This window comes from Phycicoccus sp., assembly GCF_035325325.1.
Lineage (GTDB): Bacteria > Actinomycetota > Actinomycetes > Actinomycetales > Dermatophilaceae > Phycicoccus.
This window is the reverse complement of sequence record NZ_DAOLAC010000028.1, coordinates 30,895-53,862: the sequence shown is the minus strand read 5'-3', so window position 1 is coordinate 53,862 and position 22,968 is coordinate 30,895. Positions and strand designations below refer to the sequence as shown.

At 73.4% G+C, this 22,968-nt stretch carries 21 protein-coding genes and 1 pseudogene; 15 read left to right on the top strand and 7 right to left on the bottom strand.

The window, feature by feature from the left end:
* Positions 1 to 1,162, bottom strand: a pseudogene (locus PKA89_RS15100) (hypothetical protein); the annotation flags it as partial.
* A gap of 233 nt (positions 1,163 to 1,395) precedes the next feature.
* On the opposite strand from PKA89_RS15100, the gene PKA89_RS15095 reads away from it, so the two are divergent.
* Together PKA89_RS15095 and PKA89_RS15090 are read left to right on the top strand one after the other, a co-directional pair.
* Positions 1,396 to 2,445, top strand: coding sequence for an LLM class F420-dependent oxidoreductase (locus PKA89_RS15095; RefSeq protein WP_324420879.1), 1,050 nt, complete (start codon positions 1,396 to 1,398; stop codon positions 2,443 to 2,445).
* Between the two features lie 50 nt (positions 2,446 to 2,495).
* A complete protein-coding gene (locus tag PKA89_RS15090; RefSeq protein ID WP_324420878.1) occupies positions 2,496 to 3,362 on the top strand; it encodes an undecaprenyl-diphosphate phosphatase in 867 nt (288 codons plus the stop codon).
* A gap of 24 nt (positions 3,363 to 3,386) precedes the next feature.
* On the opposite strand, the gene corA is transcribed toward PKA89_RS15090, so the two are convergent.
* Entirely contained in the window at positions 3,387 to 4,364 is a 978-nt protein-coding gene (gene corA / locus PKA89_RS15085; protein WP_324420877.1) for a magnesium/cobalt transporter CorA, read from the bottom strand.
* Positions 4,365 to 4,427: 63 nt separating this feature from the next.
* Between corA and PKA89_RS15080 the strand changes: the two genes are divergently transcribed.
* The 8 genes from PKA89_RS15080 to mshC all read left to right on the top strand — a co-directional run bounded on the left by PKA89_RS15080 (position 4,428) and on the right by mshC (position 10,338).
* Positions 4,428 to 5,120: an MSMEG_4193 family putative phosphomutase gene (locus PKA89_RS15080; protein WP_324420875.1), complete on the top strand. Its 693-nt coding sequence runs from the start codon at positions 4,428 to 4,430 to the stop codon at positions 5,118 to 5,120.
* Between the two features lie 110 nt (positions 5,121 to 5,230).
* Complete coding sequence (locus PKA89_RS15075) at positions 5,231 to 5,920, top strand: energy-coupling factor ABC transporter permease (protein ID WP_324420873.1); 690 nt, start codon at positions 5,231 to 5,233, stop codon at positions 5,918 to 5,920.
* Positions 5,917 to 6,249 carry a PDGLE domain-containing protein gene (locus PKA89_RS15070; protein ID WP_324420871.1) on the top strand — a complete coding sequence of 111 codons (333 nt, stop codon included), beginning with the start codon at positions 5,917 to 5,919 and terminating at the stop codon, positions 6,247 to 6,249. The genes PKA89_RS15075 and PKA89_RS15070 overlap by 4 nt, the downstream gene beginning before the upstream one ends.
* A gap of 1 nt (position 6,250) precedes the next feature.
* Positions 6,251 to 7,015: a cobalt ECF transporter T component CbiQ gene (cbiQ, locus tag PKA89_RS15065; RefSeq protein WP_324420869.1), complete on the top strand. Its 765-nt coding sequence runs from the start codon at positions 6,251 to 6,253 to the stop codon at positions 7,013 to 7,015.
* Complete coding sequence (locus tag PKA89_RS15060) at positions 7,012 to 7,743, top strand: ABC transporter ATP-binding protein (RefSeq protein ID WP_324420867.1); 732 nt, start codon at positions 7,012 to 7,014, stop codon at positions 7,741 to 7,743. Before cbiQ ends, PKA89_RS15060 begins: the two co-directional genes overlap by 4 nt.
* Positions 7,744 to 7,753: 10 nt before the next feature.
* On the top strand, positions 7,754 to 8,284 hold the full coding sequence (locus tag PKA89_RS15055) for a DUF3090 domain-containing protein (protein WP_324420865.1): 531 nt from the start codon (positions 7,754 to 7,756) through the stop codon (positions 8,282 to 8,284).
* Positions 8,262 to 9,062, top strand: a complete 801-nt coding sequence (locus PKA89_RS15050) for an SCO1664 family protein (protein WP_324420863.1) — start codon at positions 8,262 to 8,264, stop codon at positions 9,060 to 9,062. The genes PKA89_RS15055 and PKA89_RS15050 overlap by 23 nt, the downstream gene beginning before the upstream one ends.
* A 22-nt stretch (positions 9,063 to 9,084) precedes the next feature.
* Positions 9,085 to 10,338 carry a cysteine--1-D-myo-inosityl 2-amino-2-deoxy-alpha-D-glucopyranoside ligase gene (mshC, locus tag PKA89_RS15045; RefSeq protein WP_324420861.1) on the top strand — a complete coding sequence of 418 codons (1,254 nt, stop codon included), beginning with the start codon at positions 9,085 to 9,087 and terminating at the stop codon, positions 10,336 to 10,338.
* Here mshC and PKA89_RS15040 read toward each other — a convergent pair.
* Positions 10,335 to 11,192, bottom strand: coding sequence for a PAC2 family protein (locus tag PKA89_RS15040; protein WP_324420859.1), 858 nt, complete (start codon positions 11,190 to 11,192; stop codon positions 10,335 to 10,337). The genes mshC and PKA89_RS15040 overlap by 4 nt on opposite strands.
* Positions 11,193 to 11,249: 57 nt before the next feature.
* On the opposite strand from PKA89_RS15040, the gene PKA89_RS15035 reads away from it, so the two are divergent.
* Positions 11,250 to 11,915 (top strand): HAD family hydrolase, encoded by a 666-nt coding sequence (locus tag PKA89_RS15035; RefSeq protein ID WP_324420857.1) that lies wholly within the window; start codon positions 11,250 to 11,252, stop codon positions 11,913 to 11,915.
* Here PKA89_RS15035 and PKA89_RS15030 read toward each other — a convergent pair.
* Positions 11,898 to 12,743, bottom strand: coding sequence for a PD-(D/E)XK nuclease family protein (locus tag PKA89_RS15030; RefSeq protein WP_324420855.1), 846 nt, complete (start codon positions 12,741 to 12,743; stop codon positions 11,898 to 11,900). The genes PKA89_RS15035 and PKA89_RS15030 overlap by 18 nt on opposite strands.
* Before the next feature lie 220 nt (positions 12,744 to 12,963).
* Complete coding sequence (gene metH, locus PKA89_RS15025; protein WP_324420853.1) at positions 12,964 to 16,758, bottom strand: methionine synthase; 3,795 nt, start codon at positions 16,756 to 16,758, stop codon at positions 12,964 to 12,966.
* Between the two features lie 77 nt (positions 16,759 to 16,835).
* On the opposite strand from metH, the gene PKA89_RS15020 reads away from it, so the two are divergent.
* The 4 genes from PKA89_RS15020 (at position 16,836) to PKA89_RS15005 (ending at position 21,596) form a co-directional block, all read left to right on the top strand.
* The gene (locus PKA89_RS15020) at positions 16,836 to 17,933 is read left to right on the top strand and encodes a site-2 protease family protein (protein WP_324420851.1); all 1,098 of its coding nucleotides are present in this window, start codon (positions 16,836 to 16,838) and stop codon (positions 17,931 to 17,933) included.
* Between the two features lie 10 nt (positions 17,934 to 17,943).
* Complete coding sequence (locus tag PKA89_RS15015; protein ID WP_324420849.1) at positions 17,944 to 18,927, top strand: tRNA (adenine-N1)-methyltransferase; 984 nt, start codon at positions 17,944 to 17,946, stop codon at positions 18,925 to 18,927.
* A 151-nt stretch (positions 18,928 to 19,078) separates the two neighbouring features.
* On the top strand, positions 19,079 to 20,698 hold the full coding sequence (gene arc / locus PKA89_RS15010) for a proteasome ATPase (protein WP_324420881.1): 1,620 nt from the start codon (positions 19,079 to 19,081) through the stop codon (positions 20,696 to 20,698).
* 4 nt (positions 20,699 to 20,702) lie between these two features.
* A complete protein-coding gene (locus PKA89_RS15005; RefSeq protein WP_324420847.1) occupies positions 20,703 to 21,596 on the top strand; it encodes an LLM class F420-dependent oxidoreductase in 894 nt (297 codons plus the stop codon).
* A gap of 31 nt (positions 21,597 to 21,627) precedes the next feature.
* Here PKA89_RS15005 and PKA89_RS15000 read toward each other — a convergent pair whose 3' ends face one another.
* Positions 21,628 to 21,978, bottom strand: coding sequence for a DUF3054 domain-containing protein (locus tag PKA89_RS15000; RefSeq protein WP_324420845.1), 351 nt, complete (start codon positions 21,976 to 21,978; stop codon positions 21,628 to 21,630).
* The gene (locus tag PKA89_RS14995) at positions 21,975 to 22,967 is read right to left on the bottom strand and encodes a ribose-phosphate pyrophosphokinase (RefSeq protein ID WP_324420843.1); all 993 of its coding nucleotides are present in this window, start codon (positions 22,965 to 22,967) and stop codon (positions 21,975 to 21,977) included. Before PKA89_RS14995 ends, PKA89_RS15000 begins: the two co-directional genes overlap by 4 nt.
* Between the last annotated feature and the right edge of the window lies 1 nt (position 22,968).

Here is a 22,968-nt window from a genome sequence, read left to right as displayed (position 1 = left end):
AGAACCTTGCGGCGACGTGGCAGCCGGGGAAGCGGCAGTGCCCGTCGCGGGCCCGCACGAGGCGGGCGAGGGCGGCGCCGGGGCGGTAGGCGTCGGTGTCGAGGCCGTCGTCGGCAGCGGTGAGGGCTCCGGTGGTGGGGTCGAGGACGACGCGGCCGAAGCGGTCGGACCGGGCGGTGGTCTCCGCGACGGCCCGCCGGAGCCAGTCGCACGCGACGAGGACGGGCTGGCCGGGAACGGCACCGTGGACGGCGACGAGGTCGCCGGGGTCACCGGTCGTCGCGGTCTGGCCGTCCGGCTGGGGTGCGTGTGCGGCTGCGACGGCGTGGACCTGCAGGTCGATGGTGGCGTGGCTCGTCACGAGGTCGGTCAGGGCCTTCGCGCGGGCCCGGTCGATGCGGTCGCAGGTGCCGTCGGCGACGTACCGCTGCGCCAACGCGTCGATCGCAGCCCACGCGGTGCAGGCCTCCTCGGAGGGGAAGGTGCCCAGCCAGGTGTCGACGCCCGGTTCGTCGACCCAGCGCCGCAGCGAGGAGGCCGAGCGTGCCCGCACCGACTTCTCCCGCAGCAGGTCGGGGGAGATGCGGGCCAGGACCCGCCGGACCCGGCGCCGCAGGCGGGTCGCGTCCTCGCCGTCCAGGTGGGGCTCGAGGGCGGCGAGCACGGCGCGGGCGACGTCCGCCGGGACCTCCTCGAGCTCGTACGCGACCACGCCCGCGCGGTACCCGTCGAGGCGACCCGCGGCCATCGCCGCGTGGAGACCGCCGAGCCCGGTGCACGACTCCGTCCCGTCCGGACCGTCGGCCGCGCGACGCACCGCGTCCCGCACCCGCCGTTCGGCGTGCACCGCCGACACGTTCAAGACCCCGGAGACGACCGGTGCCGCGTCGAGCGAGACGTGCCCCAACGCCCGATGGGTCTCGACCAGCTCGCCCGTCTCGAGCACCTCGGGCTCGATCGCCGCCAGCCGTACGATCGCCTCGTCTTCCGCGGCGGTGGCGACGTCGATGAGCGACTGCAGCTCACCGACCGCCGCCGACCACTCCTCGACCGAACCGTGCACCCTGGACGGAGAGAGCACCTGCTCGACCAGCCGCCGCGCCGCGCGCGCGGCGGCCACGACATCCGTCGGACCGGTCGTCACGGTGGTCGTCGTGGCCATGGGAGCCCCCCTTCCTGCTGCCCTCATCCTACCGCCGCCCGCCGACACGCCACCCACGCCATCCACAGGTAAACGACTGTCTCCCAGCGACTCTGACGCCTTCAGCCGAGACTGTCGGCCGTCAACTCGGACCACCGCCGCGCACCCCCGAGGCCACTGGCGGAGTGCCGGCCGAGGGGATCTCCGGATCGCGACACGCCGGCCCCCGGATCCGAACCCACTAGCCTGCGGACATGCGTCTCGGACTGGCTGGCGGCTACGCGGGGATGGGCATGGGCGAGGACCTCCTCGAGCTCGTGCAGGAGGCGGACCGGCTGGGCTACGCCTCGGTCTGGGTCGCGGAGGCGTACGGCTCCGACAGCCCGACCGTCCTCGGCTGGCTCGCCGCGCAGACCGAGCACATCGGCCTCGGCGCCGGCGTCATGCAGATCCCGGCGCGGACCCCGGCGATGACCGCGATGACCGCCGCCACCCTCGACACCCTGAGCCACGGACGCTTCCTCCTCGGCCTCGGCGTCTCGGGCCCGCAGGTGAGCGAGGGCTGGCACGGCGTGCGCTTCGAGGACCCGCTCGGGCGCACCCGTGAGTACGTCGAGATCGTCCGCAGCGCCCTCCGGCGGGAGGCGGTCGCGCACGACGGCGAGCACTTCACCCTGCCGCTGCCCGACGGCCCGGGGAAGTCGCTGCGGCTGACCATCCACCCGCCCCGCCCCGACCTGCCCATCTACCTCGCGGCCGTCGGCCCGCGCAACCTCCGCCTCGCCGGCGAGGTCGCCGACGGGTGGCTGGCGATCTTCCTCTCCCCGGAGCACTCCACCGACCTGGTCGCCACCGTCCGCGAGGGTCGCGAGCGGGCCGGCCGGGGCACGCCCGAGGACCCGATGGCCGGCTTCGACACGGTCGCCACCGTGCCCGTCGTCGTCACCGACGACCTCGAGGCCGCCCGCGCCACCGTCGCCCCGTACACGGCCCTGTACATCGGCGGGATGGGCAGCCGCGAGCAGAACTTCTACAACCGGCTGGCCCGGCGGATGGGCTTCGACGAGGCCGCCGACACCATCCAGGACCTCTACCTCGCCGGGCGCCCCCGGGACGCCGCCGACGCCGTCCCGATGGAGCTCGCCGACGCCACCGCCCTCCTCGGGCCGCCGGAGCGCATCGCCGAGCGGGTCGGGCGGTACGCCGACGCCGGGGTGACGACGCTGTCGGTCGCCCCCTACGCCCGCACCACGGAGGAGCGGCTCGCGACGCTGCGGCTGATGGCGGAGGTCGTCCCGGGCTGACCGGCGCGCCCACACAGGTTCGGCACAGCCGGTACCTCTAGGCTCCACGGGTGCCCGTCGAGCTGACCTACGTCCAGGCCGTGATCCTCGGAGTCGTCGAGGGACTCACCGAGTTCCTCCCGATCTCCTCCACCGGACACCTCACCATCACCGAGCACCTGCTCGGGCTGCCGGTCGACGCGCCGGCCGTCACCGCGTACACGGCGATCATCCAGATCGGCGCCATCGTCGCGACCTTCATCTACTTCGCGAAGAAGATCGCCCGCCTCTTCATGGCCTGGCTGCACGGCCTGCTCGGCCGGCCGGGCGCCCGCGAGCACCGCGACTACGCGCTCGCGTGGGCGGTCGTCGTCGGCTCCATCCCGGTGGGCATCGTCGGGTTCCTCCTCAAGGACGTCATCTCCGGGCCACTGCGCAGCCTCTGGGTCGTCGCCGTCGCGCTCGTCCTGTGGAGCGCCGTCATCTGGTGGGCCGAGCGCCGGCACGACGAGCTCGAGGCCGCGGGGGAGCAGCGCGGCGAGGACGGCGTCAGCCTCCGCGACGGCCTCGTCATCGGCCTCGTCCAGTGCTTCAGCCTCATCCCCGGCGTCTCGCGCTCCGGCGCGACGATCTCGGCGGGGCTGGTCCGCGGCCTGAACCGCGTCACCGCCACCGAGCTCTCGTTCTTCATGGCCATCCCCGCACTCACCGCGGCCGGCCTCTTCGAGCTGGTCGACGCCCGGCACGACCTGAAGACCCTCGGCCCGGGGCAGATGGTCGTCGGCATCGTCGTCGCCTTCGTCGTCGCGTATGCGTCGATCGCCTGGCTGCTGCGTTTCGTCGCGACCAACTCCCTGCGGTCCTTCGTCTGGTACCGCGTCGTCCTCGGGCTGGTCCTCGCCGGTGCACTCGCGACCGGCCTGATGAGCGCCACCTGACCCGGGGGGCGCGACCGCTCGCCGTCAGAGCCAGCCGGCCCGCTTGAACGCCCGGAACAGGGTGGCGCAGGCCCCGGCCATGACCGCGAGCACGAGGAAGTACCCGAAGTGCCACCTCAGCTCGGGCATGTAGTCGAAGTTCATCCCGTAGACGCCGGCGATCATCGTCGGTACGGCCGCGATGGCCACCCACGCCGAGATGCGCCGCATGTCGTCGTTCTGCTGGACCGACACCTGGGCCAGGTGCGCCGAGAGGATGCCGGAGAGCAGGTCGTCGTAGGACTCGACGTGGTCGATGACGCCCTGGAGGTGGTCGGACACGTCGCGCAGCAGCAGCCGCAGCTCGCCGTCGGGCACCGGGCTGCGCGGTGACGCGTAGAGCATCTTCAGGGGCTCGGCCAGGGGCATCGCGGCGCGCCGGAACTCGAGCACCTCGCGCTTGAGCCTGTAGATCGACCCGGTGTCGGTCCGGTCGTCCGAGAAGACCGCCGTCTCGATCTCGTCGAGGTCGGTCTGCACCTCCGCGTCGATCTCGACGTAGCCGTCGACGACCCGGTCGAGGACGCGGTGCAGCACCCCCAGCGGGCCCATCCGCAGGGCCGCGGCGTCGGCCTCGAGCTCCTTGCGGATGCCGGTGAGCGGCGTGAGCTCACCGCGCCGCACGGTGACGACGAAGCGGTCACCGACGAACACCATGACCTCGCCGGTCTCGATGTCCGAGGTGCGGTCGATGTACCGCAGCGGCTTGAGCACGACGAAGACGGTGTCGTCGAACAGCTCGACCTTGGCCCGCTGGCGCCCCTTGACGGCGTCCTCGACGGCCAGCGGGTGCAGCTGCAGCTCGACGTTCACCTCGTCGAACTCGGCCTGGGTCGGGTCCTTGAGCCCGATCCAGAGGAACGCGCTCGGGTCGTCCCCGGCCCGCAGCCGCTCGAGCTCGTCGGAGAGGTCACCGCAGGCGCGGCGGTGCCCACCCTCGTAGATGGCGCGGTCGACGATCACGCAGGCCATTGTGGGTGACGGCGGCGCGGGCCGTGGGGACGGGGACTCGTACAGTGTCGTGTCGTGGCGATCGTCCTCCTCCTGCGGCACGGGCACTCGACGGCGAACGCCGACGGGGTGCTCGCCGGCTGGACCGAGGGGGTGGGGCTCACCGACACCGGCCGCGGGCAGGCGGCCCGCGTCGCCGAGCGCCTCGCACCGATCACCGTCGTCCGGGCGGTGAGCAGCCCGCTGCAGCGCTGCCTCGAGACCGCGGCGGTCGCGGTTCCCTCGTTGGAGGTCGCCACCGACGAGCGGCTCGGCGAGTGCCACTACGGGTCCTGGACCGGCCGCAGGCTCAGCGACGCCGCGAAGGACCCGCTGTGGCGGGTGATCCAGGACGACCCCGCGGCGGCGACCTTCCCGGCCTCCGACGTCGACCCGGGGGAGTCGCTCGGAGAGATGGCCGAGCGCGTCGTCGGGGCGGTCCGCGCGCTCGACGCCGAGGTCGAGTCGCAGCACGGGAAGGCCGCCGTCTGGCTCGCCGTGAGCCACGGCGACCCGATCAAGGCGGTCGTCGCCGAGGCCGTCGGTGCCGGCATCGGTGGCCTGCAACGGGTTCGGGTGGACCCCGGCTCGTTGACCGCCGTGCACGTCACCGCCGGCCGGATGGTGCTCCTCGCGAGCAACACGCACGCCGGGGACCTCGCCGGCCTCGTCGGACTGCCGACCCAGCACGAGGCCGGGGACTCGACGGTCGGCGGGGGAGCCGGCTGACCGGTCGGAGACATCCACCCCCGGTGTTGATCGGGCCGGGCTGTTGCGAATAGTGTGCAGGAGTTGTTGCGAGGCCTTCGCAACAACGTGCCGCACCACCGGAGGCCACCATGCACGTCCCCGACGGGTTCCTCGACGCGCCGACCTCGGTCGCCACGGGCGTCGTGGCCGCGGGCGTCGTCGGCGCCTCCCTCGTGCGCGCCTCGCGCCGCGAGCTCGACGAGCGCACGGCGCCGCTGGCCGGTCTCGTCGCGGTCTTCGTCTTCGCCGCGCAGATGGTGAACTTCCCGGTCGGCGCCGGGACCTCGGGCCACCTGCTCGGCGCCGCGCTGGCCGCGGTCCTCGTCGGACCCGCGACGGCCACCCTGTGCCTCACCGTCGTCCTCGCCGTCCAGGCCTTCCTCTTCGCCGACGGCGGCGTCACCGCGCTGGGGACCAACGTCCTGCTCATGGGCGTCGTCGCGGTGTGGGTGGGCTACGCCGTCGCGAAGGGCCTGCTGGCCGTGCTGCCGCGCCGGCTGCCGAGCATCCCGGTCGCGGCGGCCGGGGGTGCGCTCGTCAGCGTCCCCGTCGCCGCGCTCGGCTTCACCGGCCTGTACGCCGTCGGGGGCGTCGCCGCCATCCCGCTCGGGAAGCTCGCGACGGCGATGGTCGGCTGGCACCTGCTCATCGGCGTCGGCGAGGCGGTCATCACCTTCCTCGCCGTCTCGAGCATCGTCGCCGCCCGCCCCGACCTCGTGCACGTCGCGCGCGGCCGGCTGCCCGCCCTCGAGCTGCGCGCCCCGGAGGCCGTCGCGTGAGCTCCTCGACCGCCCCGCCCCGGGTCTCGACGCGACGACTCGTCGTCGTCGGCCTCGCCGTCTGCCTCGTCATCGCCGGGGTGGTGTCGTTCTACGCCTCGAGCCACCCGGACGGCCTCGAGTACGTCGCGCACTCCCTCGGCTTCGGCGACGCCGGCCGGGCCTCGGCCGCTGACGGCTCGCCGCTCGCCGGCTACGGCGTCGAGGGCGTCTCGGACTCGCGCCTGTCCGGCGGGCTCGCGGGCGTCATCGGTGCGGTCGTCGTCGGCGTGCTGATGACCGGGCTCGTCCTCCTCGTCCGTCGGCGCGCACCCCGCGGGCGGGACTGAGGTGGGGTCCGGCCCCGGCGAGCACCTCCACGTCGAGGGCGCCACCCTCCTCCACCGGATGCCCGCGCACGTCAAGCTCGTCGGGATGGTCGCGTTCGTGCTCGCCGTCGTGGCCGTGCCGTCGCCCGCCCACGTCGTCCTCGCCGGGCTGCTCGTCCTCGCGGTCGGGCTCGTCCTCGCCACCCGCGTCCCGGCGCGGCACGTGCTTCCGCGGCTGGCCGTCGAGACCCCCTTCGCGGTCTTCGCCGTCGTCCTGCCGTTCGTCGCCGTCGGGCCCCGCGTCCAGGTCGGCCCGGTCTCGGTGTCGCAGACCGGGCTCACCGCCGCCGTCGCCCTCCTCCTCAAGGGCACGACCGGCGTGCTCGCGGCCATCGCCTTCGCCGTGACCACTCCGCCGCGCGACCTCGTCCGGGCGCTGCAGCACCTGCGCGTGCCCGACCCCCTCGTCCTCATCGCCTCGTTCATGGTCCGCTACGTCGACGTCGTCGCCGACCAGCTGCGCCGGATGAAGGTCGCCCGGGCCTCGCGCGGTTTCAGCGCCCGCTCGGTGCGGGCCTGGCCGGTCCTCGCCGCCGGGACCGGCGCGCTGTTCATCCGCAGCTACGAGCGCGGGGAGCGGGTGCACCTCGCGATGGTCAGCCGCGGCTGGAGCGGCCGGATGCCGATGACCTCGCCGCTCGAGGCCACGGGACGGGACTGGGCCACCGGTCTCGCCCCGGCCCTCGTCGCGGCGCTCGCGGCGGCCACCGTGATGGTGGTGTCGTGACCACTCCCGTCCTCGACCTGCGCGGCGTCGCGTACGCCTACCCGGGCGGCCACCAGGCCCTCTTCGGCGTCGACCTGCACGTCCACCCGGGCGAGCGGGTCGCGCTGCTCGGGCCCAACGGCGCCGGCAAGACCACGCTCGTGCTCCACCTCAACGGCGTGCTGAGCCCGGGCGCCGGGACGGTCGCCGTGTCGGGGCTGCCGGTCACCGAGGAGAACCTCCTCGAGGTGCGACGCCGGGTCGGCATCGTCTTCCAGGACCCGGACGACCAGCTCTTCATGCCGACCGTGCGCGACGACGTCGCCTTCGGGCCGGCCAACCTCGGGCTGCGCGGTGCCGAGCTCGACGCCCGGGTCCTCGAGGCGCTGGACGCGGTCGGGGTGGCCGACCTCGCCGACCGCGCGCCGCACCACCTGTCCTTCGGCCAGCGCCGCCGGGTGGCCATCGCCACCGTGCTCGCGATGCGGCCCGAGATCCTCGTCCTCGACGAGCCGTCGTCCAACCTCGACCCGGCCTCACGCCGCGAGCTCGCCGACATCCTGCGCGGGCTCGAGGTGACCATCCTCATGGTGACCCACGACCTGCCGTACGCGGTCGAGCTGTGCGAGCGCTCGGTGGTGCTCTCCGAGGGCACCGTCGTCGCGGACGGCGGCACGAGGGACCTCCTCGCGGACGGTGACCTGATGGCCCGCCACCGCCTCGAGCTGCCCGTGGGGTTCTCGATCTAGGGTGGGTGCCATGCCTGCCACCGTCTTCGACCCGCCCGAGCGCTTCGTCGCGGGCACCGTGGGGCCGCCGGGCGGCCGCACCTTCTTCCTCCAGGCGAGCGGCGGGGGCCGCGTCGTCTCCGTCTCCCTCGAGAAGGTGCAGGTCAGCGTCCTCGCCGACCGGGTCAACGACCTCCTCGACGCCCACGCCGCCGGCACCGCGACCGAGCCCGTCGGGGAGGGCGACACCGACCCGCTGGAGACCCCGATCGAGGACGAGTTCCGGGTCGACACCCTCGCCCTCGCGTGGGACCCCGAGCGGCTCGTCGTCGTCATCGAGTGCCACGACCAGGACCCCGAGGAGCTCGACGCCGACGCCGACGAGGCCGACGCGTCCGCCCTGCAGACGCTCCGGGTCGTCCTCAGCCCGCCCGCCGCGCGGGCCTTCGCCCGGCGCTGCGGCAAGGTCGTCGCCGCGGGGCGCCCCGCGTGCCCGTTCTGCGGCCAGCCCCTCGACCCCACCGGCCACATCTGCCCCCGTGCCAACGGGTACCGGCGCTGACCTCGAGGAGCTGCTGACCCGGGGGGACCTCACACCCGTCGGGCGCATCTCCGGGTCCTCGAACGGGGCCCTGCTCTGCGTCGTCGGCGACCCGGCCGACGAGGTGCTCGTCATCCACAAGCCCGAGGCCACCGAGCGCCGGCTCTGGGACTACCCGGACGGAACACTCGTCGCGCGGGAGCGCGCGGCCTTCCTCGTCAGCGAGGCCGGCGGGTTCGGCGTCGTGCCACCCACGGTGCTGCGGGACGGACCGCTCGGGCCCGGCTCGGTGCAGCTGTGGGTCGGGCCGGTGACCGGCGAGGAGGAGCCCCTCGTCGACGTCGTGGCGCCGGACGAGGTGCCCGACGGCTGGTACGTCGTCCTCGAGGGGGAGTCCACCCTCGGCAAGCCGGTCGTCGTCGCGCACTGCGCCGAGCCCGCGCTGCGCACGGTGGCCGTCCTCGACGCCGCGCTCAACAACTCCGACCGCAAGGGCAGCCACCTGCTCCGGGACGGTGACGTCGTCCGGGGCTGCGACCACGGCGTGAGCCTCGGCGTCGAGCCCAAGCTGCGGACCGTCCTCTGGGGCTGGGCGGGGGAGCCGGTGCCGGACGCCGACCTCGCGCGGCTGGAGCGGCTCGCGGTCGCCCTGGCCACCGACCTGCCCGATGCCCTCGAGCCGCTGCTCACGCCCGACGAGGTCGAGGCGCTGCGTCGGCGGGTCGCCGCGCTGCTGCGGCTCCGGCGCCACCCGGGACCCCGCGGCGGCTGGCCCGCCATCCCGTGGCCGGCGCTCTGAGCGCGCCCCGTACGCTTGCCCGGTGAAGTCGTGGCCCGCGCCGTCCGTCCCTGCCGTCCCCGGTCACGGTGAGCCCCTCCGGCTCCACGACACCAGCCGCGACGCGGTCGTGCCGCTCGACGCCGGCGACGTCGCCCGCATCTACGTCTGTGGCATCACGCCCTACGACGCGACGCACCTCGGGCACGCGGCGACGTACGTCACCTTCGACCTCGTCGTCCGCGCGCTCCTCGACACCGGCCGTCGGGTCGAGTACGTCCAGAACGTCACCGACGTGGACGACCCGCTCCTCGAGCGGGCCCAGCGCGACGGCCGCGACTGGCGCGAGCTCGCCACCGCCGAGATCGACCTCTTCCGCGACGACATGACCGCCCTCGCCGTCATCCCGCCGGACGAGTACCTCGGGGTCGTCGAGTCGATGCCCGAGATCGTCGCGAGCGTCCGCCGTCTCGTGGACTCCGGTGCGGCGTACCGGGTCCCGGTCCCGGCGGACGAGGGCGCCGGCGACGACGTCTACCTCGACCTCGCCCAGGCCCCGACCTTCGGCGACGTCTCGCACTGGTCGCGCGAGCAGATGATGTCCGTGTTCGCCGACCGTGGCGGGGACCCCGACCGGGCCGGCAAGCGCGACCCCCTCGACCCCCTCCTCTGGCGCGGGGCGCGCGAGGGCGAGCCGACGTGGGACGACGAGGTGCTCGGCGCCGGCCGGCCGGGGTGGCACATCGAGTGCACGGCGATCTCGCTCGCCCACCTCGGCCACCCCTTCGACCTCAAGGGCGGCGGCAGCGACCTCGTCTTCCCGCACCACGAGATGAGCGCGGTGCAGGCCAACGCGCTGACCGGTGGGGAGGTCTTCGCCCGCCTCTACGTCCACCAGGCGATGGTCGGCTTCCGGGGCGAGAAGATGAGCAAGTCCAAGGGCAACCTCGTCCTCGTCTCCCGCCTGCGGGCCGACGGCGTCGACCCGGTGGCCATCCGGCTCCTGCTGCTGGCCCAGCACTACCGCACCGAGTGGGAGTACACCGACTCCCTTCTCGCGCAGGCGCAGCAGCGGCTCGACCGCTGGCGCGCCGCGCTCTCGACCAACGGTGGCGTCGACGCCTCCGACACCATCGCGGCGGTGCGGTCGGCGGTCGCCGACGACCTGTCGACGCTGCGCGCCCTCGAGGCCGTCGACGCGTGGTGCGACCGGACCCTCGCCGGCGAGGGTGACGACCCGGGCGCACCCGGTCTGCTCGCGCGCACCCTCGACGCGGTCCTCGGCGTCCGGCTCTAGGCGGGGCCGGTGTCCTCGGACCCGCGGCGGCGCAGGTAGCGCTCGAACTCCTTGGCGATGGCGTCGCCGCTCGCCTCGGGCAGCTCGGCGGTGTCCTGGGCCTCCTCGAGGCTCTCGACGTACTCGGCGACCTCGGTGTCGGACTCCGCGAGCTCGTTGATGCCGCGCTCCCAGGCGCGGGCGTCCTCGTCGAGCTCGCCGTGCTCGATCGGGGCGTCGAAGAGCTCCTCGAGGCGCCCGACGAGCGCCAGCGTCGCCTTCGGGGAGGGGGAGTGGCCGGCGTAGTGCGGCACCGCCGCCCAGCACGAGACGGACGGGATGCCGACCTGCGTCGCGGCGTCGGAGACCACCCCGACGATGCCGGTCGGCCCCTCGTAGCCGCTCATCTCGAGGCCGTGCCGGTGCCGGGTGTCCGCGGTGTCCGAGGTCGCGGTGACCGGGATCGGGCGGGTGTGCGCGACGTCGGCCATCAGCGCACCGAGGGTGACGACCATCGAGACGTCGACCGCCTCGGCGAGCTCCATCAGCTCGACGGCGAAGGCGCGCCAGCGGAACGAGGGCTCGACGCCCTGGACGAGGACGACGTCACGGCCGATCGAGGTGTCGCGCGCGACGAGGACCCGCGTCGTGCGCCAGCTGATGCGGCGCTTGCCGCCCTCGAGGACGACCCGCGGGCGGTTGACCTGGAAGTCGTAGTAGTCCTCCGGGTCGAGCGCGGCGACGACGTCGGCGTCCCACACGTCGGCGAGGTGCTCGAGGACCGCGCTGGCGGCCTCCCCGGCGTCGTTCCAGCCCTCGAAGGCGGCGATCATCACGGGGTCGCGCAGCTCGCCGATGTCCTCGAGCTCGATCACGGGGTCCTCCTCCACGGGGTCAGGACTCCACCCTACGGCTCGATAGGCTCGGTGCTCATGAGCCTCCCCGCAGCGGTCCTCTGGGACATGGACGGCACCCTCGTCGACACCGAGCCGTACTGGATCGCCGCCGAGCACGCGATCGTCGCCGAGCACGGCGGGACGTGGAACGACGAGTTCGCCCACCAGCTCGTGGGCAACGACCTCATGGTCTCCGCGCGGTTCATCCGCGACAACTCGCCGATCACCTGGGAGCCCGAGCGGATCATCGACGCGCTCCTCGAGCGCGTCGTCGGGCAGGTGCGCGAGCACGTGCCGTGGCGGCCCGGCGCCCGTGAGCTGCTCGACGCCCTCCGCGCCGAGGGCGTGCCGAGCGCGCTGGTGACCATGTCGTGGCGGGTCCTCGCCGACGCGGTGGTGTCCGCCCTGCCCGCCGGGGCATTCGCGGCGGTCGTCACCGGCGACGAGGTCGAGCACGGCAAGCCCCACCCGGAGCCCTACCACGCGGCCGCACGGCTGCTCGGGGTCGACCCGACCCGCTGCGTGGCCATCGAGGACAGCCCGACCGGCGTGCGCTCGGCCGTCGCGGCCGGTGTGCCGACCGTCGCGGTGCCGCACGTCGTGCCGGTGCCCGAGATCCCGGGCGCGGTGCACGTCGGGGGGCTCGCGGGGATGACGCCGCGCGCCCTCGCCGCCGCGGTGGGCTCACTCGTCGTCGGGTGAGGCCGCGCCGGAGCGGGAAGGGTCGAGCGCGATGAGACCGGCGCCCTCGGGCAGCGGCGGCGGGGTGCCGCCCCACTCGGGGCAGTACTCGCGGAAGTCGCACCAGTCGCAGAGCCTGGAGGTGCGCGGCCGCCAGTCGCCGGTCTGCGCCGCCCGCACGACGGCGTCCCAGATGGCCCGGACGTTGCGCTCGATGGCCAGCAGGTCGCGCTCGTCGGGGACGTAGCGCACGACCTCGCCGTTGCCGAGGTAGACCAGCTGGAGCATCCGGGGCACCTCGCCGTGGATGCGCCACAGGACGAGGGCGTAGAACTTCATCTGGAAGAGCGCCTTGGCCTCGAACAGCTCGCCGGGGGAGCGGCCGGTCTTGTAGTCGACGACCCGCATCGCGCCGTCCGGGGCGACGTCGAGGCGGTCGACGTAGCCGCGCAGGGTGAGCCCCTCGACCTCGGTCTCGACGTAGAGCTCGCGGGCGGCCGGTTCGAGCCGGGTGGGGTCCTCGAGGTCGAACCACTGCTCGACGAGGGTCCGGGCGCCCGCGAACCAGGACTCCTCGGTCAGGCCGTCGTGCTCGGCGAGCATCGACGCCAGCTCCGGACGCTCCTCGACGAGGGCACGCCAGCGCGGTTCGAGGAGGGCGACGGCGGCGTCGGGGGTGCGGTCGGCGGCGGGCAGCTCGAAGAGGTGCTCGAGCACCGCGTGGACGAGCGTGCCGCGCGCGGCAGCGGGGGACGGCGGACCCTCGAGCTTGTCGATCGTCCGGAACCGGAACAGCAGCGGGCACTGTTTGAAGTCCGCGGCGCGGCTCGGGGACAGGGCGGGGGTCATGGCGCCCACGGTAGGCGGCCGGGCCGACACCGCCGCGCCGCCACCCCGGGCCCGAGCCCGGGTCCGTCGAGTTCTGGGGACGCGCGGACGGCGCCTCCTCGCCTGGCCGGTGCCACCTCGCCCTGCCGGGGCGCCATCGCACCCCGGCAGGGCGACAGGACCCCGGCAGAGCGGGTCGACCCCGGCAGAGCGGGTCGACCCCGTTCAGCGGGTCGCGACCTCAGGACTCCGGGGTGTAGCCGAGGTTGGGGGACAGCCAGCGCTCGGCGGTCGCGAGGTCCCAGCCCTTGCGGGCCGCGTAGTCCTCGACCTGGTCGCGCCCGAGCCGGCCGACGACGAAGTACTGGCTCTCCGGGTGGGCGAAGTACCAGCCGGAGACCGACGCGCCGGGCCACATGGCCATCGACTCGGTGAGCCGGACCCCGGTGCGCTCCTCGCCCCCGAGGAGGGCCATGAGGGTCTCCTTCTCGGTGTGGTCCGGGCACGCCGGGTAGCCCGGCGCGGGGCGGATGCCGCGGTACCGCTCGGCGATGAGCTCGGCGCCGTCGAGCCGCTCGTCCGGGGCGTACCCCCACAGGTCGGTGCGCACGCGCTGGTGCAGCCGCTCGGCGAAGGCCTCGGCCAGCCGGTCGGCGAGGGCCTCCAGCATGATGGCCGAGTAGTCGTCGAGGTCGTCCTTGAAGGCCTGGAGCCGCTCCTCGAGCCCGAGGCCGGCGGTCACCGAGAACGCACCGACGTGGTCCTTGAGCCCGCTCTCCCGGGGCGCCACGAAGTCCGAGAGGCACTTGTTCGCCACCCCGGCGCGGTGCTGCCCCTGCTGGCGCAGCCCGTGCAGCGTCGTGAGCACCGTCTCGCGCTCCTCGTCGGCGTACACCTCGATGTCGTCGCCGACCGACGCGGCCGGGAACATGCCCACCACGCCGCGGGGCGCGAACCAGCGCTCGCGTTCGGCGTGGTCGAGCATCCGCTGCGCGTCGTCGAAGAGCTTGCGGGCGACCTCGGACGTCGTCGGGTTGTTGAGCACGTCGGGGTAGCGGCCGCGGACCTCCCAGGCGAGGAAGAACGGGGTCCAGTCGATGTACTCGCGCAGGTCGGCGACCGGGTAGTCCTCCCAGACCCGGGTGAACTGGTGCGCCGCGCGCCGCCACTTCGAGCCGCGGGGAGCCGACCACCGGTCGCCCTCCTGGTGGGCCAGCAGGTGCGGACGCATCGGACGGTACGTTGCCCAGTCGAGGACCGGGGCGTTGGCCCGGGCGGCGGCGAGATCGGTCAGCGGTCGGTCGCCGGACTTCGCGGCGTGCCGCGCACGCAGCTCCACGTACTCCTCGGCGACCCCGGCGACGAACCCGTCCCGCTGACCCTCGGACAGCAGCTGGCTGACCACCGGCACCGAGCGCGAGGCGTCCTTGACCCAGACGACCGCGCCGGAGTACCGCTCGTCGACCTTGACCGCCGTGTGGGCCTTGGAGGTCGTGGCCCCGCCGAGCAGCAGCGGGATCTCGAAGCCCTGGCGCTCCATCTCGGCCGCCACCTGGACCATCTCGTCGAGGCTCGGCGTGATGAGGCCGGAGAGCCCGATGACGTCGGCCTCCTCCTCGCGGGCGGTGTCGAGGATCTTCTGCACCGGGACCATGACGCCGAGGTCGACGACGTCGTAGTTGTTGCACTGGAGGACGACCCCGACGATGTTCTTGCCGATGTCGTGGACGTCGCCCTTGACCGTCGCGGTGACCACCTTGCCCTTGGGCTTCCGGCGCGCGGCCTCGTCCTTCTCCGCCTCGATGTAGGGCACGAGGTGGGCGACGGCCTTCTTCATGACGCGCGCCGACTTCACGACCTGGGGCAGGAACATCTTCCCCGACCCGAAGAGGTCCCCGACGACGTTCATGCCATCCATGAGGGGGCCCTCGATGACCTCGAGCGGGCGCCCGCCGGCCTGCTCGATCTCGAGCCGGAGCGCCTCGGTGTCGTCGACGACGTGGTCGTCGATGCCCTTGACGAGCGAGTGCGTGATCCGCTCCCGCAGCGGCAGCTCGCGCCACTCCTCGGCGCTCGCCTCGGCCTGCGCACCGTCGGAGCGGAACTCGTCGGCCAGCTCGAGCAGCCGCTCGGTGGCCTCCTGGGGGTCGTCGAGCCGGTTGAGGACGACGTCCTCGATGGCCGTGCGCAGCCGCTCGTCGAGCGTGTCGTAGGGCACGAGGGCACCGGCGTTGACGATCGCCATGTCCAGGCCGGCGCGGATCGCGTGGTAGAGGAAGACCGCGTGGATGGCCTCGCGGACGGCGTTGTTGCCACGGAAGCTGAACGAGACGTTGGAGACACCGCCCGAGACCAGCGCGTGCGGCAGGTTCTCGGAGATCCAGCGGGTCGCCTCGATGAAGTCGGTGCCGTAGGCGGCGTGCTCCTCGATGCCGGTGGCGACGGCGAAGATGTTGGGGTCGAAGATGATGTCCTCGGCCGGGAAGCCGACCTCGTCGACGAGCAACCGGTAGGCCCGCTCGCAGATCTCCTTCCGGCGCTCCAGGGTGTCCGCCTGGCCCTGCTCGTCGAAGGCCATGACGACGACCGCGGCGCCGTGCTTGCGGGCCAGCCGGGCGTGGTCGAGGAAGGGCTCGACCCCCTCCTTCATCGAGATCGAGTTGATGATGGCCTTGCCCTGGGTGACCTTGAGCCCGGCCTCGATGACCTCCCACTTGCTGGAGTCGACCATGACGGGCACCCGGCAGATGTCGGGCTCGGCGGCGACGAGCTTGAGGAAGCGGTCCATGGCCGCGACGCCGTCGATCATCCCCTCGTCCATGTTGACGTCGATGACCTGCGCACCCGACTCGACCTGCTGGCGGGCCACGGACAGCGCGGCGGGGTAGTCCTCCTCGCGGATGAGCCGCCGGAAGCGGGCCGAGCCGGTGATGTTCGTCCGCTCGCCGACGTTGACGAAGAGGCTCTCGTCGGTGACGACGAGCGGCTCGAGGCCGGAGAGGCGCAACGCCGGTGCCACGGAGGCCGGTTCGCGCGGTGTTCCACCGGCGGCCGCCTTCGCGATCGCGGCGATGTGCTCGGGAGTGGTGCCGCAGCAGCCGCCGACGACGTTGACCAGCCCGGCCGAGGCGAACTCGCCGACGACCTCCGCCATCGCGTCGGGGCCCTCGTCGTACTCGCCGAACGCGTTGGGCAGTCCGGCGTTCGGGTGGGCCGAGACGAAGCAGTCGGCGAGGCGGGAGAGCTCGGCGACGTAGGGCCGCAGGTCCTTGGCGCCGAGGGCGCAGTTGAGCCCGACGGCGAGTGGCCGGGCGTGCCGCACCGAGTACCAGAACGCCTCGGTGACCTGCCCGGACAGCGTCCGACCGGAGGCGTCGGTGATCGTGCCGGAGATCATGACCGGCCAGCGGCGCCCGAGCTCCTCGAACAGGGTCTCCAGGGCGAAGATCGCGGCCTTGGCGTTGAGGGTGTCGAAGATCGTCTCGACGAGGAGCACGTCGGAGCCGCCGTCGACGAGGCCGCGGGCCTGCTCGAGGTAGGCGCCGGCCAGCTCGTCGAAGCTCGTGTTGCGGGCTCCGGGGTCGTTGACGTCGGGGGAGATGGAGGCCGTGCGGTTGGTCGGGCCGAGCGTGCCGAGGACCCAGCGCGGGCGCCCGGTGCGCTCCTCGACGGCGTCGCAGGCCGCCCGGGCGAGGCCGGCCGCGGCGCGGTTCATCTCGTAGGCCAGGTCCTCCATCCCGTAGTCGGCGAGGGAGATCCGCTGCGCGTTGAAGGTGTTGGTCTCGACGAGGTCGGCGCCCGCCTCGAGGTAGGCCTCGTGGATCTCGCGGATGACCTCCGGCTGGGTGAGCGAGAGGAGGTCGTTGTTGCCCCGCAGGTCGCTCGGGTGGTCGGCGAACCGCTCGCCCCGGTAGTCGGCCTCGGAGAGCTGGCGGGCCTGGATCATCGTCCCCATCGCACCGTCGAGGACGAGGACCCGCTCGCGGAGTGCGCTGGTCAGGGCGTCGGTGGCGTCGGGTCGGTGCTGGGCGCTCACGGGGCTGCTCGGGGTCCTCTCGGGACGTGGACGGGGAGGGGAACAGTATGCCGTCCGGCTCGCGTAGGGTCGTCGGCATGTCCACCTCGCCACCGGCCCCGGTGGGTGCGCTGCGGATCGGTCGGGTGGCGACGGTGCCGGTCTACCTCGACCGCACCTGGCTCATCCTCGGCGCCCTCGTCGCCTTCCAGGGCTACCGCGCCGGCCTCGTGCGCGGGTCGGGCTTCGCCGTCGCGTACGCCGCCTGGCTCGTGGTCTCGATCCTCGTCGCCGTCCTCGGCCACGAGGTCGGCCACGCCCTGGCCGCCCGGCGCCTCGGCTTCCGCGTGCACCAGGTGGTGGCGACGGTGTGGGGCGGGCACACCTCCTACGACGCGACCGGCGCCACCCCGGGCCGCACCGCGCTCGTCGCCCTCGCCGGCCCGCTGGTCAACGCCGTCCTCGCCGTCGCCGGCCTCTCCCTCGGGTGGAGCGACGACGGCGACCTCGGCCAGTTCGCGTGGTCGTTCGGGCTGCTCAACGCCCTGCTGGCCGGGTTCAACCTGCTGCCCGGGCTCCCGCTCGACGGGGGAGCGGCGCTCCAGTCGCTCATCTGGGGGCTCACCGGCCGGCGCGACCTCGGCCTCGCGGTCGCCGGGTGGGTCGGCCGGCTCGTCGCGATCGGCATCGTCGTCTGGTTCGTCGTGTGGCCGCTGGCGACCGGCGGGCAGCCCCAGCTCTTCGACGTGCTCATCGGCCTCGTCATGGCCTGGGTGCTCTGGTCCGGCGCCACCGCGGCACTGCGCCGCGGAGCCGTCGAACGGGTCCTCGCGACCGTCCGGGTCGGGGACGTCGCCGAGCGGGCCGTCGTCCTGCCGGCCGAGACCCCGCTGGCCGTGGCGCGCGCCAACCCCGACCTCGTGCTGTGCCGCGACGAGCGGCTCGCCCCGAGCCTCGTGCTGCGCTCGGTGCCGCCCGCCGTCCCGGAGACCACCCCGATCGGGGCCTTGGTCACGCGGCTGCCCGACGACAACCTCGTCGAGGCCTCGCCCCGGGACGACGTCGGTGCGGTGCTGCGGGCGATGAGCGCCACCGGGGTGGGTGTCGTCGTCGTCACGGTGGGCGGGGAGCCGTGGGGCCTCGTGGCCAGCCAGGCCCTCGACGCCGCGGCGAAGCGGTCCCGCGGCCGCACCTAGACTCCCCGCCATGACCGCCACCGGAGCCGAGCGCCGCCGCGGCCCCTTCGCCGAGGGTGACCGTGTCCAGCTGACCGACCCCAAGGGCCGGCTGCACACCATCACCCTGACGGCCGGGAAGCAGTTCCACACCCACCGCGGGCACCTGCGCCACGACGAGCTGATCGGCGTCCCGGACGGCTCGACGGTGACGAACACCGCCGGGGTCGAGTACCTCGCGCTGCGCCCGCTGCTCGCCGACTGGGTGATGTCGATGCCGCGCGGCGCGGCCGTCGTCTACCCCAAGGACGCCGGCCAGATCGTCATGATGGCCGACATCTTCCCCGGGGCCGTCGTCGTCGAGGCCGGCGTCGGTTCCGGCGCGCTGTCGATGTCGCTGCTCCGCGCGGTCGGCGAGGACGGCCGGGTGCTCTCCTTCGAGCGGCGCGAGGACTTCGCCGACATCGCGCGGGCCAACGCCCGCGAGTTCTTCGGCGGTGACCACCCGGCGTGGACGGTGCAGGTCGGCGACCTCGTCGAGTCGCTGCCCTCCGCAGTCGGGCCCGGGACGGTCGACCGCGTCGTCCTCGACATGCTCGCCCCGTGGGAGTGCCTCGACGTCGTCGCCGACGCCCTCGCCCCCGGGGGCGTGCTCATCTGCTACGTCGCGACGGCCACCCAGCTGTCGAAGGTCGCCGAGGCGATGCGCGACCACGGCACGTACACCGAGCCGCAGGCGTGGGAGTCGCTCGTGCGCGGCTGGCACCTCGAGGGGCTCGCGGTGCGCCCGCAGCACCGGATGCACGGCCACACCGGCTTCCTCGTCACCACCCGGCGGCTCGCTCCGGGCACGACGCCGCCGCTGCGCAAGCGGCGTCCCGGGCGGGGCTACGTCACCGGCGAGGACGCCACCGAGGCCGACTGGACCCCGGAGAACGTCGGCGAGCGCGTCCCGTCGGACAAGCGGGTGAGGAAGCTGCGCCGTTCGGTGACCGGAACCTCCGAGCACGCGTGAGCCGCGGGAGTTATCGTCGGGTATGAGCACCGACGAGACCCCCGGGGCCGAGGGCGCCCGCGAGCGGCTGGAGGCCGAGCGCAGGTCGCTCGAGGCGGAGCTCGCCGCGCTGCGCTCCGGTGGCGAGGCCAGCCCCACCCAGATCCGCTCGATGGAGCGCGACCTCGCGCGGCTCCGGTCGCAGATGTCCACGCTCTCGGCGCAGAACGAGCGCCTCGTGCGCACCCTGCGCGACGCCCGCGAGCAGATCGTCACGCTCAAGTCCGAGGTCGACCGGCTCGCCCAGCCGCCGGCCGCGTACGGCACCGTCATCGAGCTCTTCGACGACGGCACCGCGGACATCCTCACGAGCGGCCGCAAGATGCACGTCGCGGTCAGCCCCTCCATCGAGGCCACCGAGCTGCGCCCCGGCCGCGAGGTGATGCTCAACGAGGCGATGAACGTCGTCGCGGCGCACGGCTTCGAGACGGTCGGCGAGGTCGTCCTCTGCAAGGAGGTCCTCGACGACGGCCGCGTCCTCGTCGTGGCCCAGGCCGACGAGGAGCGGGTCTGCCGGGTCGCGGCCTCCCTCGACGGCGTCACGGTCCGGGCCGGGGACGCCCTGCTCCTCGAGCCGCGCTCCGGCTTCGTGTTCGAGCGGGTCCCCAAGGCCGAGGTCGCCGACCTCGTCCTGGAGGAGGTCCCGGACATCGACTACGAGGACATCGGCGGCCTCTTCTCGCAGATCGAGGCGATCCGCGACGCCGTCGAGCTGCCCTACCTCCACGCCGACCTCTACACCGAGCACCAGCTGAAGCCACCCAAGGGCGTCCTGCTCTACGGCCCGCCCGGGTGCGGCAAGACGATGATCGCCAAGGCCGTCGCCGCCTCGCTGTCCCGCAAGGTGGCCGAGAAGGAGGGCCGCGAGCCGGGGAAGTCCTACTTCCTCAACATCAAGGGCCCCGAGCTGCTCAACAAGTACGTCGGCGAGACCGAGCGGCACATCCGGCTGATCTTCCAGCGGGCTCGCGAGAAGTCGAACGAGGGCTACCCCGTCGTCGTCTTCTTCGACGAGATGGAGTCGCTCTTCCGCACTCGCGGCTCGGGCGTCTCCTCCGACGTCGAGACGACGATCGTTCCGCAGCTGCTCGCCGAGATCGACGGCGTCGAGGGGCTCGAGAACGTCATCGTCATCGGCGCCTCGAACCGCGAGGACATGATCGACCCCGCCATCCTGCGCCCCGGCCGGCTCGACGTGAAGATCAAGATCGAGCGCCCGGACGCCGAGGCGGCCCGCGACATCTTCGCCAAGTACCTGACCGTCGGGCTGCCGCTGCACCCGGACGACGTCGCGCTCAACGGCGACTCCGAGGACGCCACGGTCGAGGCGATGATCGACGCCGTCGTGCTGCGGATGTACTCCGAGGAGGAGGAGAACCGCTTCCTCGAGGTCACCTACGCCGGCGGCGACAAGGAGATCCTCTACTTCAAGGACTTCAACTCCGGCGCGATGATCCAGAACATCGTCGACCGCGCCAAGAAGATGGCCATCAAGGACCTCCTCGACACCGGCCAGCGCGGTCTGCGGGTGGAGCACCTGCTCCAGTCCTGCACCGACGAGTTCCGCGAGAACGAGGACCTCCCGAACACGACGAACCCCGACGACTGGGCTCGCATCTCCGGCAAGAAGGGCGAGCGGATCGTCTACATCCGCACGCTCATCAAGACCAAGGAGGGCACCGAGCCCGGCAAGTCGATCAGCAACGTCGCCAACACCGGCCAGTACCTCTGACCCCATGAGGCTCGGGCTCCAGGTCAGCAGGTTCACCTTCGACGGCGCTCCGGCGTCGACCGGCGCGACGTGGCGTGCCATCGCCCGCGACGCCGACCAGGCGGGGTTGTCGTCGCTCTGGGTGATGGACCACTTCTTCCAGATCGGCGTGGTCGGCCCGCCGGAGCTGGACATGCTCGAGGGCTACACCGCCCTCGCCCACGCCGCGGCGGTCACCGAGCGCATCGAGCTCGGCACCCTCGTCACCGGGGTCACCTACCGCCACCCGGGCATCCTCCTCAAGACGGTCACCACGCTCGACGTCCTCTCCGGCGGCCGCGCCTGGCTCGGCATCGGGGCGGCGTGGAACGAGTGGGAGCACCGAGGCCTCGGGGTGCCGATGCCGCCACTCGCCGAGCGGTTCCGGCTGCTCGAGGACACCCTGCGGCTGGCACGGCAGATGTTCGCCGACGACGACAGCCCCTTCGACGGGGAGGTCCTCCACCTCGAGCGGCCCCTGAACCACCCGCAGCCGGTGCGGACCCCGCCGATCATGGTGGGTGGTGGGGGCGAGCGGAAGACCCTGCGGCTCGTGGCCCAGTACGCCGACGCGTGCAACCTCTTCGACACCGGCCTCGGCCGCGAGGGCATCCCGCGCAAGCTCGAGGTGCTCCGTGGGCACTGCGAGGACGTCGGCCGGGACTACGACGAGATCTCGAAGTCCTGCCTCGCGGCCCTGACGATGGACACCGGGGCCGCACTGCCCGAGGGAGTGACCGGCCACTCGGTCGAGCAGGCCGTCGACCGGCTCGGCCGGCTCGCCGAGGCGGGCATCGACCACGTCATCTGCTCGACCGCCAACTCGACCGACCCCGTCGCGTACGAGCGGTTCGCGGAGGTCGTGCGCCGGGTCGGCTGACTGGCGTCAGGACACCCGGGGCGGTCGCGGGTCAGGCCGGCAGCAGCCGGGCCACCAGGCGCCAGCCCACGAGGAAGGCGGCGAGCACCGTCGTGGCCACGACGACGAACGAGACCGCGACCCCCTGGGCCGCCAGCGCCCGCAGGGCCATCCCGACGGCGACCGTCGCGACGACGACGACCGCGCCCCAGGCGAGGCTGCGCGGGCCGGACTCGAGGACGACGCTCGCGAGCAGCCAGCCCGTGGCGGTGCCGACGAGGAAGGGGAGGGCGGTCCGCAGCACGCCCGTGACGTCGAGGCCCTCGGCGTGCGAGCGCCGGCCGACCGCGGCGAAGACGAGGACGAGGAGGACGTCGAGGAGCGCCGGCAGCAGCCGGCTCACCCGCGCACCCCGTCGAAGAGCGACCGCTGCCGGGGTGGCGCGTGCATCGGGTCGACACCGTCGAAGAGGCTCGAGACGGACTCGCCCTCGTGGATGCGCTTGATGGCCTCGGCGAACAGCCCTGCGACGGAACGGATCCGCAGCTGCGGCCAGTTCGGGGGAGCCGGCACGGTGTCGGTGGTGACGACCTCGCGGATCATCGGGTGGTTCGAGAGCCGCTCGACCGCCCGGCCGGCGAACAGCCCGTGCGTGCAGGCGACGGAGGCCTCGGTGACGCCGCGCTCGGCGAGCCGGTCCATCAGCTCGACGATGCTCCCGCCGGTGGCGATCTCGTCGTCGAGGACGATGGCCCGCTTGCCGACGACGTCGCCGACGATCGAGTCGATGACCACGCTGTCGTCGCCGAGGCGCCGCTTGGAGCCGGCGGCCACCGGGAGGCCGAGCAGCCGGGAGAACTGGGTGGCGTCCTTGGCGTTGCCGAGGTCGGGGGAGACGACGACCGTGTCCTCGAGGTCCTGGCCGCGGAAGTGGTCGGCCAGCACCCCGAGCGCGGTGAGGTGGTCGACGGGCACCGAGAAGAAGCCGTGCACCTGCGGCGCGTGGAGGTTCATCGTGATGACGCGGTCGACCCCGGCGGTGGAGATGAGGTCCGCGACGAGCCGCCCGCCGAGCGAGATGCGCGAGGCGTCCTTCTTGTCCGACCGCGCGTACGCGTAGTGCGGGATGACGGCCGTCACCATCGCGGCCGAGGCGCCACGGGCCGCGTCGACCATGAGGAGCAGCTCCATGAGCGAGTCCTGGGTCGGCGGCACGAGCGGCTGGACGATGTAGACGTCGCGCTGGCGGCAGTTCGCGAGCAGCTGGGCCTGGAGGCAGTCGTTGCTGAACCGGGCCGTCACCGACTCGGACAGCGGGACACCGAGGGCGTCGCAGATGCGGTGCGCGAGGTCGCGGTGCGCCGAACCGGAGAAGACGACGATCTCGCGCATG

What these genes read in the sequence shown, in the direction of transcription:
- PKA89_RS15095 (WP_324420879.1), top strand. Translation starts at nt 1,396, where the DNA reads ATGCGTCTCGGACTGGCTGGCGGCTACGCGGGGATGGGCATGGGCGAG.
- PKA89_RS15075 (WP_324420873.1), top strand. Translation starts at nt 5,231, where the DNA reads ATGCACGTCCCCGACGGGTTCCTCGACGCGCCGACCTCGGTCGCCACG.
- PKA89_RS15055 (WP_324420865.1), top strand. Translation starts at nt 7,754, where the DNA reads ATGCCTGCCACCGTCTTCGACCCGCCCGAGCGCTTCGTCGCGGGCACC.
- PKA89_RS15035 (WP_324420857.1), top strand. Translation starts at nt 11,250, where the DNA reads ATGAGCCTCCCCGCAGCGGTCCTCTGGGACATGGACGGCACCCTCGTC.
- PKA89_RS15030 (WP_324420855.1), bottom strand. Translation starts at nt 12,743, where the DNA reads ATGACCCCCGCCCTGTCCCCGAGCCGCGCCGCGGACTTCAAACAGTGC.
- PKA89_RS15020 (WP_324420851.1), top strand. Translation starts at nt 16,836, where the DNA reads ATGTCCACCTCGCCACCGGCCCCGGTGGGTGCGCTGCGGATCGGTCGG.
- PKA89_RS15015 (WP_324420849.1), top strand. Translation starts at nt 17,944, where the DNA reads ATGACCGCCACCGGAGCCGAGCGCCGCCGCGGCCCCTTCGCCGAGGGT.
- arc (WP_324420881.1), top strand. Translation starts at nt 19,079, where the DNA reads ATGGAGCGCGACCTCGCGCGGCTCCGGTCGCAGATGTCCACGCTCTCG.
- PKA89_RS15005 (WP_324420847.1), top strand. Translation starts at nt 20,703, where the DNA reads ATGAGGCTCGGGCTCCAGGTCAGCAGGTTCACCTTCGACGGCGCTCCG.
- PKA89_RS14995 (WP_324420843.1), bottom strand. Translation starts at nt 22,967, where the DNA reads ATGCGCGAGATCGTCGTCTTCTCCGGTTCGGCGCACCGCGACCTCGCG.